At 59.0% G+C, this 11,781-nt stretch carries 12 protein-coding genes and 1 pseudogene; 8 read left to right on the top strand and 5 right to left on the bottom strand.

The features are described 5' to 3' along the window. The 5 genes and pseudogenes from KFO72_RS39575 to KFO72_RS39555 form a co-directional block, all read left to right on the top strand. Nucleotides 1-338 (top strand): annotated as a pseudogene (locus KFO72_RS39575) (hypothetical protein); the annotation flags it as partial. 3 nt (nucleotides 339-341) lie between these two features. Further along, nucleotides 342-1,304, top strand: coding sequence for a hypothetical protein (locus tag KFO72_RS39570; RefSeq protein ID WP_054930628.1), 963 nt, complete (start codon nucleotides 342-344; stop codon nucleotides 1,302-1,304). Nucleotides 1,305-1,381: 77 nt separating this feature from the next. Continuing rightward, the gene (locus KFO72_RS39565) at nucleotides 1,382-1,834 is read left to right on the top strand and encodes a CBS domain-containing protein (RefSeq protein WP_225034345.1); all 453 of its coding nucleotides are present in this window, start codon (nucleotides 1,382-1,384) and stop codon (nucleotides 1,832-1,834) included. Between the two features lie 213 nt (nucleotides 1,835-2,047). Beyond that, nucleotides 2,048-2,551, top strand: a complete 504-nt coding sequence (locus tag KFO72_RS39560) for a BCAM0308 family protein (RefSeq protein WP_082433793.1) — start codon at nucleotides 2,048-2,050, stop codon at nucleotides 2,549-2,551. Nucleotides 2,552-2,670: 119 nt separating this feature from the next. Continuing rightward, nucleotides 2,671-3,138 (top strand): CBS domain-containing protein, encoded by a 468-nt coding sequence (locus tag KFO72_RS39555; protein WP_054930626.1) that lies wholly within the window; start codon nucleotides 2,671-2,673, stop codon nucleotides 3,136-3,138. A gap of 19 nt (nucleotides 3,139-3,157) precedes the next feature. Here KFO72_RS39555 and KFO72_RS39550 read toward each other — a convergent pair whose 3' ends face one another. The 5 genes from KFO72_RS39550 to acsA are packed head-to-tail and all read right to left on the bottom strand — an operon-like array spanning nucleotide 3,158 to nucleotide 8,332. Continuing rightward, complete coding sequence (locus KFO72_RS39550; RefSeq protein WP_054930625.1) at nucleotides 3,158-3,409, bottom strand: acyl carrier protein; 252 nt, start codon at nucleotides 3,407-3,409, stop codon at nucleotides 3,158-3,160. Then, nucleotides 3,406-4,554 (bottom strand): dihydrolipoamide acetyltransferase family protein, encoded by a 1,149-nt coding sequence (locus tag KFO72_RS39545; RefSeq protein WP_054930624.1) that lies wholly within the window; start codon nucleotides 4,552-4,554, stop codon nucleotides 3,406-3,408. Before KFO72_RS39545 ends, KFO72_RS39550 begins: the two co-directional genes overlap by 4 nt. A gap of 27 nt (nucleotides 4,555-4,581) precedes the next feature. After that, complete coding sequence (locus KFO72_RS39540) at nucleotides 4,582-5,556, bottom strand: alpha-ketoacid dehydrogenase subunit beta (RefSeq protein ID WP_054930623.1); 975 nt, start codon at nucleotides 5,554-5,556, stop codon at nucleotides 4,582-4,584. Beyond that, nucleotides 5,553-6,572, bottom strand: coding sequence for a pyruvate dehydrogenase (acetyl-transferring) E1 component subunit alpha (pdhA, locus tag KFO72_RS39535; protein WP_054930622.1), 1,020 nt, complete (start codon nucleotides 6,570-6,572; stop codon nucleotides 5,553-5,555). Before pdhA ends, KFO72_RS39540 begins: the two co-directional genes overlap by 4 nt. Beyond that, nucleotides 6,569-8,332 (bottom strand): acetate--CoA ligase, encoded by a 1,764-nt coding sequence (gene acsA, locus KFO72_RS39530; protein WP_225034344.1) that lies wholly within the window; start codon nucleotides 8,330-8,332, stop codon nucleotides 6,569-6,571. The genes pdhA and acsA overlap by 4 nt, the downstream gene beginning before the upstream one ends. 220 nt (nucleotides 8,333-8,552) lie before the next feature. Between acsA and KFO72_RS39525 the strand changes: the two genes are divergently transcribed. From KFO72_RS39525 to KFO72_RS39515, 3 genes are all read left to right on the top strand, one after another. Then, nucleotides 8,553-8,804, top strand: coding sequence for a hypothetical protein (locus KFO72_RS39525; protein ID WP_318248529.1), 252 nt, complete (start codon nucleotides 8,553-8,555; stop codon nucleotides 8,802-8,804). 372 nt (nucleotides 8,805-9,176) lie between these two features. Then, entirely contained in the window at nucleotides 9,177-9,602 is a 426-nt protein-coding gene (locus KFO72_RS39520; RefSeq protein WP_231950043.1) for a flavodoxin family protein, read from the top strand. Between the two features lie 327 nt (nucleotides 9,603-9,929). Next, complete coding sequence (locus KFO72_RS39515) at nucleotides 9,930-11,336, top strand: DUF2252 domain-containing protein (protein ID WP_054930619.1); 1,407 nt, start codon at nucleotides 9,930-9,932, stop codon at nucleotides 11,334-11,336. The last annotated feature ends 445 nt before the right edge of the window (nucleotides 11,337-11,781 follow it).

The raw sequence follows: 11,781 nt of genomic DNA, 5'->3' as shown, positions 1-11,781 counted from the left end.
GGACTATCGATACCCTCGATGAGGTGGGATTTCTCGCGCTCGAATGCGAACGCCTAGGTGCCCCTGTGATCGGAAACGCGCTGCTCGCTGCATATGGCGCGTCAATGCACGATCCCGTCTATGCGTGCCTGCTGCATTTCTATCAAAGCATTCCCGCTACCGTTAGAGCGAGACTGGCTGCCGCACATCTGCTCGAACGCAAGAATGGACGGGCTGGACATTGGCACAGACGCGCGCTGACCTATTTGAGGATTGGGGAGGCACATGCGCGACAGTGTGCGGTCGCGCTGCAAACTGGCGCACAAGTGATACGCCCGATGTTTCCTCCAATGGAGTGACAGGTGGCTCAATTCGATGTGTTTAACGGCGACGCTGACGGGATCTGCTCGCTGCATCAACTGAGGCTCAAGCATCCTGTCGATGCGCAGCTCGTCACAGGTGTGAAGCGCGATGTCTGCCTGCTGCGTCGTGTAACGGCCAGTTTTGGCGATAGCGTGACTGTGTTTGATGTCTCGCTCGATGCAAACCGCGCTTCGCTGATGTCGCTTCTCGAACAGGGCGTCAGCATCGAATATTTCGATCATCACTTTCCAGGGCGCATTCCGCACGTTGCCCGACTGGCTACGCATATCGATACGTCAGCCGATACATGCACCGGCCTGATCGTGAATCGTTATCTTCGGGGCGAGAACAGATTGTGGGCGATAGTCGCGGCGTACGGCGACAACCTTTCCCATGCCGCGCATCAGCTTGCCATCACGTGTGCGCTGCCGCCTCCCGAGGAACAGCGGCTGCGGGAACTGGGCGAAGCGATCAACTACAACGCATATGGAGAAAGCGTTGCGGATCTGATGGTCGACCCTGTCGCGATGTATCGGAATATTCAGCCGTTTCCAAATCCTTTGGATTTCATTGCGGCCACCAACCTGCCGGGCCGCCTGACGCTGGCACGCATGGAAGATCTCGATTGTGCTTCAAGGCTCGCGACGGTGCAGCGCGTAGCGAACGCATCGGCCTATATGTTGCCGGCGGCTGCATGGTCACACCGTGTGCAAGGCGAGTTCGCCAACCTCCTGGCAAGACGCGAGCCTTTGCGCGGGCATGCCGTCCTTGTGCCACGGCCCGACGGTAAGTATGTCGTCAGCGTGAGAGCGCCGTGCGGCGCAGACCGCCTATGCAGGAAATTCGGCGGAAACGGCAGACGTGCCGCCGCCGGCATCGACGGACTTGATCCTGCAAGGGTCGACGGGTTTATCGCTGCCCTCGACGCGATGCTCGGCTACGGACATTGTTCGCCCGCATGACGTCGATCAAGGTCGGCCTAGCCCACCCCGCTAGCCTGATGACATTGCTACGCGTTCCATCGAGTGAGGAGGACAGTATGAAAGCCGCCGATATTTGCACGAGAGAGGTCATTACGTGCCTGCTGGGCACAACTGTTCTGGAAGCATGCAAGATCATGCGCGTTAATCATGTCGGCGATATCGTTGTCGTGGAGGAGACCCCGGACGGCAAACTGCGTCCAAAGGGGATACTGACCGACCGGGACATTGTTCTCGAGGTACTTGCACGAGACGTCGACGCGTCCAGACTGTTTGTCGACGATGTGATTTCCTCGTCGCTTGTCTGCGCCTATGACTGGGAAGACGCGTGGCAAATCGCGAAGCGGATGCGATTGCATGCGATCCGCCGCGTGCCTGTTGTCGACGAAGCCAGAGAACTGGTTGGCGTCATTTCGCTAGATGATCTGCTTGATTCGGCGTGTGCGCTGCTGTCGGAACTGTCGCTCATCGCGGGGCGGCAACCACATTTTGAACTGAAGCAGCGTGCATGACCGGCTGTGACGGCCTGGCGCGTCGAAGATCAGACGTGTCGTCTTTATTCCGCGCTGCAAAAAAACTCGAAGACGAGACAGGCGGTCCGTTGATGTCGGTCAACCCGGGGCGTGGCCGATGGCCGAAGATAGTTCATAAGTCAGCACCACCCGCGGTGCAGAATACGCTGGGTGGCGGATAGAAAGTCATAGAAATTTATCTGGAGACAAATCATGACAGAGTCTCGCAACCGGAACGTGTCGACGATGCGCCGAGACAAACGGTTCCAGCCACACACAACCGATAGCTATCGGTCGCCAGCTCGCGAACAGGGTGGCACCGGCTGCCGAGAATGTGGCGCCGTGTTTGAAAATGGACGCTGGATGTGGAGTGTAAGCGCGGAACATACAAGTCAGCTGGTTTGCCCGGCGTGCCGCCGAATACTTGAACACGCGCCAGCAGGCGAACTATGGCTGGAGTCGGGAGAGTATCTCCGTACGCATCATGAAGAGGTTGTCGCACTCTTCCGTCACGCGTCAGCAGATGAAAAAAAGCTTCATGCGCTCGAGCGATTGATGAACATCGAAGATCAGCCAGACGGAATGCGAGTGACTACCACTGGCCCACACACTCTGCGAAAACTCGCCGAGGCGCTTGTTCGTGCGCATCACGGTCACCTTACGATCGAATATCGCGATGCCGAAGGTGTGCTTCGCGCGAGATGGCGGCGCGACTAAGAGATGGTTGGGCCGCACGACCGCAGCTTGCGGTGTTGGCCTTGTGAGCTGAATCAGGATATGACTGGCGATAGGTATCATTATTGCAAGGCTGCGTCGCGAGTCCGAGGAGGTTTGCCATGAAAGTCAGTGAGTTCTACAGCCAGGGCGTGGTCCATATTCCGGCAACCTGCAGTCTGCAGGAAGCGGCAGTGCAAATGCGAGACCAGCATGTCGGCGCACTGATCGTATCGGAGGGCGGTGGCTCAGGCCGCATACTCGGCGTTCTCACCGACCGGGACATCGTATTACAGTCGGTTTGCACCGGGTCGTCGCCGATCACTGTGCGAGTAGGCGAGGTGATGAGCCCGCAAATTCTGTCTATCGATGTGAACGCCGACATCACTGAGGCAATGCAGGCGATGGCAAGCCATGGCGTGCGCCGCCTGGCGGTGGTCAGCAACGGTATCGACATCATGGGGATATTGTCTCTCGACGATGTGATCACAGCACTCGGGCGCGAATGGATCATGCTGACCAGCATCCTTCGCAACGAGCAGAATCGCGAGGCATCTGGGAGCGTGCTGCAGACGTCTTTGCACGCGTGACGCCAATGCCATCGGGAAGCTACCGGTCGTTGCTCTCGACTTCCAGATACGCAACGACGTCGGCCAGCGTGACGAGGCGACCATAATCGGCTTCAGGTATTTCCACACGAAGCCTCTCGTGGAGGCCTGTCAGAAAATTGAGCCAATCCATCGAATCAAGATCGACCTGTTTGCGTAGCGGGCGATCGTCGCGCAAGGTTGTTGTGTCGACCTCGGGCGCGATCGTCTGCAGTGTGCTCAGCACAATAGCACGAATGTCGGGATGGTTCATTGATCGAGTTCCTCAGGATGTTGCAGCGCGTCGCTCAGTTCAAGAAGAAATAGCGCGCCACGATGACCGTCAGACACGCGATGATCTGCTGACAGCGTGGCGGTCAGCGTGCGTACTATCTTGACTTCCCCGTTGTACGCCCACGGACGTTCGATGACGCGGCCGAATCCGACCAGCGCAACCTGCGGTGGATAGATGACGCCGAATACTTCGGCGGCTCCCTGATCGCCGAGGTTCGTGACGGTGATGGTGGCTTCCGATAATTCGGAACTGCGTAGCGAACCGGCGCGGCAACGTTTCGTGAGATCGGTCAGCTCCCGCATGAGTTGCAGCAACGTTTTATTCTGGGTGTCGAGCAGGGCGGGTGCGACGAGACCGCCGTGGCGCAACGAGATTGCCACCCCGACGTGAGTCTTCCCGGCCGCAACGAATGAGCCTGCGCGGTAGAAGCCGTTTAGCTCGGGAAAGCGTCGCAGTGTCACAGTCACCGCTTTCAGCAACAGGACTGCAAGCAACATCCGATCATTGATCGAGCGTTTGGCGTTTTCGGTGTGAAGCCATTCGAGCGCTTTTTCGATTGGGATCATCTCGCTGACGTAGTAATGAGGTATTTCCCGTTTCGAGCGCTCCATAGCACCCGCGATCACCGTTCTGATCGCTGCGAGCCTGTCGCCGGCTGGCGCAGGTGTGATGCAGGCGGCGCTGCGAATGGCCTGTTCGACGTCGTCATATGTCACCGAACCGCCCGGGCCGCTACCTACGATCTTGTCGAGATTGACATGATGTTCCTGAGCATGCTTTCGCGCCGCAGGCGAGACCTTGTGGCGCTGCGGAGCTGCATCGACAGGCAGTGGGGCGGGTGTCGGCGGTATCGCGCGCGGACGCTTCCTGACCTCTGACGCGGATTCACCTCGCTCGAGAAAAATTGCCATCGGCGTACCCACGGGTATTTTCTCGCCGGGCTTCGTGATCAGTTCGTATACCGTTCCCTCATACCAGTTTTCGACGTCGACGGCCGCTTTGCTCGTGTCGACAATGGCCACTATCTGACCTTTTGTGACCACGTCACCTGGCTTTATTTTCCATTCGAGGAGCGTACCCTCGTCCATGTCGGCCCCCATCGAAGGCAACGTGAACTCGATCATGCGTCCTCCTGCCTGCATTACGTGGCATCACGCAAACAATTGTTTCACCGCGGAGACGATCCTGTCGACCTGGGGTAATGCCGCTTGTTCCATATGGCGGGCATAGGGGATAGGCACATCTTCGGAGCACACACGGCACGCTGGCGCATCCAACTCGTAAAAGACCTGTTCGACCAGCCGCGCCATGATCTCGCCTGCGATGCTTGCGCTTCGCCAGCATTCATCGACAATGATGACCCGTCTGCACTTCGACACTGACTGCATAATCGTTGCATCGTCGAGGGGCCTCAACACGCGCAGGTCCACCACTTCAGCATCGATGCCGTCCTTCGCCAACGTCTGCGCAGCATCCAGTGCCTTGCGCATTGAACCGCCATAGGCAAGGATCGCCACATCCTTCCCCTCGCGCCGGACCTTTGCGCTGACGATGTCGACGCGCTCGACGTCGGGCATGTCCCCTTCAAGGTTGTACAGCCCCGCATGTTCGAAAATCAGCACCGGGTCCGGATCGGCGAGCGCCGCTTGCAACATATGACGGGCGTCCTCGATGGTCGCGGGAGCGATCACCTTGATTCCGGGAATGCCCGCGTACCAGCCTTCGAAGCTGTGTGAATGCTGCGCCGCCACCTGACGACCCGCGCCTGTCGCCATACGCACCACGAGTGGCACCGAGAATTTTCCACCCGACATATGGTGATAGAGGGCCGCCGTATTGACGATCTGGTCTAGCGCCAGCAGGCTGAAATTCACGGTCATAACCTCGACGATGGGGCGCATGCCGCCCAATGCGGCCCCGATGCCTGCTCCCGTGAAGCCAAGTTCCGACAGCGGTGTGTCCCGGATACGCTCGGGCCCGAACTCATCGAGAAGTCCGGCCGACACCGCGTAGGTTCCTCCGTACTTACCCACGTCTTCACCCATCAGGAACACGCGACGGTCGTTCGCGAGCGCCTCGCGCAGCGACTCGCGCAAGGCCTCCCGGAACGTGAGATGGCGGGTCATGGCGTTTGCCCCGTTGCGGTGTAGAGGTCAGTCAGGAGATCTTCGACACGCTCCCATGTGCCGGCCTCCGCAAACGCTACGGCACCCTCAACTTCCGCCAGAGCCGCCGAATCGAGTACGAGGAACTCGTCCTCAGACAATTTGCACTCGTCCTTCAGACGGGCGGTGAAAGTGTGGATCGGACCGCGCGTCTTCCATAGCTCAACTTCAGCCTTCTCGCGGTACAGTTCGGCGTCGTACATCGAATGGGCGCGGAAGCGGTATGTCTTGAACTCGAGAAAGAGTGGATTCTGTGCGGCTCGTACGTACGCGACAGCCTCTCTCGTGGCTTCGTGTACAGACACGACATCCATTCCATCCGCGCTGCGTGTGGCGACGTTATAGGCAGCGGCCTTGGCGCACAGATCCGTCTGTGACTGGCTTCGCTCGATTGCCGTCCCCATTGCGTACAGATTGTTTTCGCAGCAAAACAGAACGGGCAATCGCCACAGTGCAGCGAGATTCATCGATTCGTGAAAGGCCCCTTCGGCTACCGCGCCGTCGCCAAAAAAGCATGCGGTGATGCCGTGGCTGCCTTGCATTTTTTGCGCGAGGGCCAGCCCGACGGCGAGGGGGAGACTGCCGCCGACGATTGCATTCCCGCCGAACAGCCGCTTCGTTCGATCGAACAGATGCATCGAGCCACCTCGTCCGTGCGCGCAGCCTTCATACTTGCCATACATTTCAGCCATGAGCACGCCCATGTCCATGCCGCGTACCAATGCATGGGCATGTTCACGATACGTCGCGACGATGTTGTCTTCGGACGTGAGCGCATGAAGCGCGCCCACTGCGGTTGCCTCTTCACCGATATACAGATGCAGAAAGCCGCGAATCTTGCCGGCGCCGTAAAGCTCCGCGCATTTTTCCTCTAGCCGCCGCACGCGCAGCATGTCACGCAACAACCCGAGCGCGAAGGTCTTCTCATAGGGAACGGGGCCCGACGGTGGCAGGGGAGCGGGATGGTCGACTGTCATGCTGCGCTCTCCAGTGTCGACGTGTCGCCTTCCGCCAGACCTAATTCACGCGCTTTCAGAAGTCGTCGCATGATCTTGCCGCTACGCGTGTGCGGCAGTTGTGCGACGAAGGCAATCTCCTTCGGCGCGACAGCCGCGCCAAGCCGCTTCCTCGCATGTCCGAGCAATACCATGCGCAACGCCTCGTCCGGTTCGAAACCTTTGTTGAGTGAGATAAAGGCCTTGACCGATTCGCCCAGCACCGGGTCGGGCTTGCCGATAACGCCAGCCTCCGCTACGGCGGGATGCTCCATGAGTGCACTTTCCACCTCGAAAGGCCCGATCAGATGGCCGGCGGACTTGATGACATCGTCAGCCCGGCCGACGAACCAGTAATAGCCGTCTGCATCCCGCTGTGCCAGATCGCCCGTCAGATACCAGTCTCCGTTGAAGCACTTGCGATAGCGCGCGTCCTCGTTGAGGTAACCGCGAAACATGGAGGGCCACCCGCGCCTGAGTGCCAATTCACCTTGCGCGCCAGGTTCGTCGACGATACGGACACCGCCGTCGCCACTGCGTTGAATGATGGCGGCATCCACGCCCGGTAGTGGTCTGCCCATCGAACCAGGCTTGATATCGAATGCTGGCGTGTTGGCGATCATGATCCCGCCCGTTTCCGTTTGCCACCAATTATCGTGAATCGGCAAACCCAGCACGTCTTTTCCCCAGCGAACTGCTTCAGGATTCAACGGTTCCCCGACGCTGGCAACGAAGCGCAATTGCGGGAACGCATATTTTGCGGCCGCGTCGGCGCCAGCGCGCATCAGCATCCGGATCGCAGTCGGCGCCGTGTACCACACCGAAACAGCTTCGTCGTGCAAGATGCCATACCAGCGTTCCGCGTCGAACTCTTCCCGATCGACGATGGATGTCACGCCGTGCAGCAGAGGCGCAATGATCCCGTATGACGTACCCGTCACCCAGCCGGGATCAGCGGTGCACCAGTAGATATCCTTGGGATGCAGATCGAGTGCATAACGTCCCGTCACCCAATGCGTGATGGCAGCACTGTGCACATGGACAGCGCCTTTGGGCGTGCCTGTTGTGCCGCTGGTGAAGTGCAGCAGCGCGGGATCCTCGGGACCCGTTGCCGCGTGGTCGAACGAGTCTGACGCGCCTGACATGAGCTGGGAAAGATCGAGGGTGCCGGGGCTGGCAACCGGTGCGCCTTCTTCCCCAACGAGGAGCACATGTTTCAAGGTCGGCATGCGGGCGCGCCAGGGGCCGATTTTCCGTTCAAACAACGCATCCGTGGTCAGCAGCACCGTTGCGCCACCTAGATTGACGCGCGTGATGATGGGTTCTGGCCCAAACGCGGAGAAGAGCGGGGAGATGACGGCACCGAACTTCAGGCCGCCGACCAGCGCGATGTAGAGCTCCGGGATGCGCCCCGCAAGGATAAAGACACGATCGCCTTTCGCGATCCCAAGGCTGTGCAACACGTTGCAGAAGCGGTTGGTCTGTGCGGCCAGCTGGTCGTATGTAAATGTTCGGGGTGAAGCGTCTCGTGCGAGAAAGCGCAATGCAGGCTTGTCTGCGAGGCCTTCGGCGCGATGCCGGTCGACGGCCTGCCATCCGATGTTGATGTCACGTTTCCCAGCGGTCAGTTCAGCTGCCGCTGCGGCCCACGAGAAACGGTGGCGCTCGCCCTCGTAATCGGAAAAATTAGGCGTCACCCGCAAATCTGAAGCCGTCTTGCGGATGGTCGACGATGCGTTCATAGATGTGTCTCAACGGAGTGCCTGCCCAGCATTGAACGGTGTGCAGCACGGTTCCACTGTAGGCCCGCTTTGACGGGCACGCTTGATTTGCGTCAAGCACAGCAAATGACATCCACAATGTTGCCGTGCCGAAGCTCGGGATGCGACAAAGTGCGCATCGACAGCATTTGATGAGCATCTATCCTTCAAAGAATCCATCAATGCATGGACCGTCAGATAAATGGAGACGACGATGCTTAGCCTACATGAGATAGCAGCGCTGATGCTGGTTGAGACAACCAGGCAGTCGGAACATCTCGACCTTGGCGATCTGGACGCGTTGCGCGAGCGCCAACTTGTTTCGCTGGAGACGCTCGCGTCAGGATACACACACTTGTGTCTGACCGCGCAGGGTCGTTCGATACTCAGCTCGGTCGGGAGAGTTCAACAGTTCTTGCCTGAAGCCAAACCACTCGCAGCAAAGCATTTATGAAGCCACCGTTGGTACGATTGATTACTCAAAGCTTGTCCGCTTTTACCGTGAGCAGTTGCAGTTGGGAGGTTGAAATACGATTGCGTCTTGCCCGACAATGCCGGTGCCTCCTGCTGTCTCTCCTGCTGTAAGCACGCTGCGTGCCGGAGCGACGAGCGTCGCATCCCGCTCCGTTCGTTGCCGGACTCGCTCCCCTCTGTGTAGGGCATACGCTCGTAGATGCACTCGTGCTCTGACACAAGCGTTGTATCGCCCTTGATCTGGCACGTACCTATGCAACCCGAGCTCTATTCTTCGCTTAAGCGTTTCTGGCGCCATTCGTGCAGGCGTCGTTCAAATGTGCGGGGGTTCGAAATGGAAAGGAAGAGGATATTGGTCGTCTACTATTCGCGGTCGGGCGTGACGCGTGCGATCGCATCGGAGCTCGGCCAGATGCTGGACGCGGACGTCGAAGAGATTCTCGATCGGCGTGGCCGCGCCGGTCCGTTCGGGTATCAGCGTTCGTTGGTCGAGGCAATTCGTCAGCGTCCAGCCGGTATTATGCCGACCACGAAAGATCCTCTGTCGTACGAGTTAGTGATAGTCGGGACCCCAATATGGGCCGGGTCGGTGGCATCGCCGGTTCGCGCCTATCTTATTGCGAATAAATCAGGATTTCGCCACGTCGCGTTCTTTTGCAGCCTGGGAGGGCGTGGAAGTGAAACGGCGTTTGCCCAGATGCGTGCACTCGTTAGTAGTGGTCCTGTTGCTCAATGCCAGATAACAGCACGCGAAGCGAAACGTGCCCACGCCAGCTGATTACTAGTGAACTTTGCCAGCAAGCTGCAGCGTGCATTCGCCGATGATCGGTGGCCAGAAAGGGAGCCGTGTTGATGAAAGCGTCTGCATGGCGTTCATCTTACGACTGCGTGACGTGGATCACGAACGGCAGGCTGCCATCGCCCTCAGCGTCGTCGTTTTGGATTTTGATACTGATTCTCCAGTGCACCTGCATTCTCTGGTCACGCCTCGCGCCGCCCATCGCTGGTTCCATCTCGTTGCGTTTCCGGCTGTTTGCTTGACGTGCGTCAATCCCAATCACGGGCCCCGTGCCATCGTTAGTTAAAAAGCGCAGGCGGGCCGGTCATGGAACAGATCCTGTTAAGCGAGTTTAAGGATGGCACCGCGACGCATTCTCCCTCGCGGGCGGAGCGGCGCGCGCTCGGGAAAAGCCTCCGTGGAAAATGCCCGCGCGGTTTGCACGGCGCATGGAAGCGCACTGTCGATCGTCCTGACCCCGTTTGTCTGGTCCAGCAAGCCAATGAGGGCCGTCTGCCCGAACTCGTTCCGCTTCGACACGGCCGCATGCTTCAGTCGCCATTCACGTTCTATCGAGGTGCCGCGCTCAACATGGCGCATGACGTCGCGTCGCTGCCGACTCCCGGCATACATGTGCAGTGTTGCGGTGACGCTCACCTTATGAATTTTGGCGGCTTCGCGACCGCGGAGCGCAACATCATTTTTGCGATCAACGATCTTGACGAAACCCTTCCTGCGCCGTGGGACTGGGACCTGAAGCGTCTTGCGGTCAGTTTCGCGATTGCCTGCCGTGACAACGGGCTAAGCGACTCCACCGCGAAGGATGCGGTTCTCGCCTGTGTGCGCTCGTACCGCGAGAGCATGGCAACATTCAGCGAAATGAAATCACTGGATCTCTGGTACCACGCGATTGAGGCGGAGGCCTTGATCGCCTCCATCGACGACCCGGCTCTGCGCCGCCGCGTGATCAGGAGGGTGGAGAAAGAGCGTGCAAGCAGCATGGCCGAAGTTCTGTTCCCGAAGCTCGCTTCCGGCAAGGGGGGGACAGCGCTCATCAGGGACGAACGTCCGTCGATCTTCCATCCACAGGGCCAGAAACCCGGAACCCTTGAGGTTGCGATCAGGAAGGGCTTCAGCGGCTATCGTGAAAGCCTGACCCCAGCCCAGCGGGTCCTCGTCGACCGTTTCAAGATCGTGGATGCTGCGATTAAGGTGGTGGGAGTAGGAAGCGTCGGGACTCGCTGCTGGGTCGTCCTGCTAATGGACGGTGCGGGCGATCCGCTCTTCCTCCAGGTCAAGGAAGCGCGCGCCTCGGTGCTGGAAGCCTACGCGGGAAAGAGCGTCTATGAGAATCACGGGCAACGTGTCGTCAACGGCCATCGGCTGGTTCAACCCGCAAGCGACATGTTTCTCGGTTGGACAAAGGGGGAGCAAGGGTGGGACTATTACGTGCGCCAGTTGCGGGACGTCAAAATCAAGCCTGCCGTCGAGACCTTCGGCAAGGTCGAAATGATCGGCTTTGCCGACTGGTGCGGACAATCGCTCGCGCTGTCCCATGCACGCTCTGGCGATCCGTCCATCATCAGCGGATATCTGGGAAAGAGCGATGAGTTCGACAAGGCCATCGCCGCGTTCTCGATCCTGTACGCCGACCAGAACGAGGCGGACTATGCCAGGTTCAAGCAGGCGATCGATGAGGGTACGCTTAAGGCCGAATTCGACCCGCCTGAATGAACCCAACGGCAGACTCTGATTGCGGAGGGTGTTGCCCGATGAATATTCGAAGCAGCCTCGATCGCGGAACGTGCGTGACCATATGGTTGAAACCGGACCCCAAAACGACAACGCGATCCTTAGTAAGTGGCGTTTTGCTGACGAGTACGATGCTGACGCGATCTTTTTTTCAGCTACAACGTATTCTCCAATGAGCATGTACGTCGATTACAGCCGCTTCCGACCGAAACGGTTAGGCGATGGAATCGTCGCCGCAACTCCGCACGTCATTGGCGATGCGCAGCGCGTGTCTGGTAATGGGTCCAGCCGCACGACGTTTCGCGGCGGCGGTGGCTTTGGCGGCGCTGGGGCCTCGGGCAGGTGGTAGCCATGGGAATCAAACGGATAGTAAGACACCTGCTCCTCACGCGGTGGAACGTAAAGGTTGCCTTCCCTCCGCGCACGC

Source organism: Paraburkholderia sp. XV, assembly GCF_020177535.1.
Taxonomy (GTDB): Bacteria; Pseudomonadota; Gammaproteobacteria; order Burkholderiales; family Burkholderiaceae; genus Paraburkholderia; species Paraburkholderia caribensis.
This window is presented reverse-complemented; position numbering and strand designations above follow the sequence as displayed.

Excerpts from the sequence above, each read along its gene's own strand:
- KFO72_RS39565 (WP_225034345.1), top strand. The coding sequence starts at position 1,382 with ATGAAAGCCGCCGATATTTGCACGAGAGAGGTCATTACGTGCCTGCTG.
- KFO72_RS39560 (WP_082433793.1), top strand. The coding sequence starts at position 2,048 with ATGACAGAGTCTCGCAACCGGAACGTGTCGACGATGCGCCGAGACAAA.
- KFO72_RS39555 (WP_054930626.1), top strand. The coding sequence starts at position 2,671 with ATGAAAGTCAGTGAGTTCTACAGCCAGGGCGTGGTCCATATTCCGGCA.
- KFO72_RS39550 (WP_054930625.1), bottom strand. The coding sequence starts at position 3,409 with ATGAACCATCCCGACATTCGTGCTATTGTGCTGAGCACACTGCAGACG.
- KFO72_RS39545 (WP_054930624.1), bottom strand. The coding sequence starts at position 4,554 with ATGATCGAGTTCACGTTGCCTTCGATGGGGGCCGACATGGACGAGGGT.
- KFO72_RS39540 (WP_054930623.1), bottom strand. The coding sequence starts at position 5,556 with ATGACCCGCCATCTCACGTTCCGGGAGGCCTTGCGCGAGTCGCTGCGC.
- pdhA (WP_054930622.1), bottom strand. The coding sequence starts at position 6,572 with ATGACAGTCGACCATCCCGCTCCCCTGCCACCGTCGGGCCCCGTTCCC.
- acsA (WP_225034344.1), bottom strand. The coding sequence starts at position 8,332 with ATGAACGCATCGTCGACCATCCGCAAGACGGCTTCAGATTTGCGGGTG.
- KFO72_RS39525 (WP_318248529.1), top strand. The coding sequence starts at position 8,553 with ATGGAGACGACGATGCTTAGCCTACATGAGATAGCAGCGCTGATGCTG.
- KFO72_RS39515 (WP_054930619.1), top strand. The coding sequence starts at position 9,930 with ATGGAACAGATCCTGTTAAGCGAGTTTAAGGATGGCACCGCGACGCAT.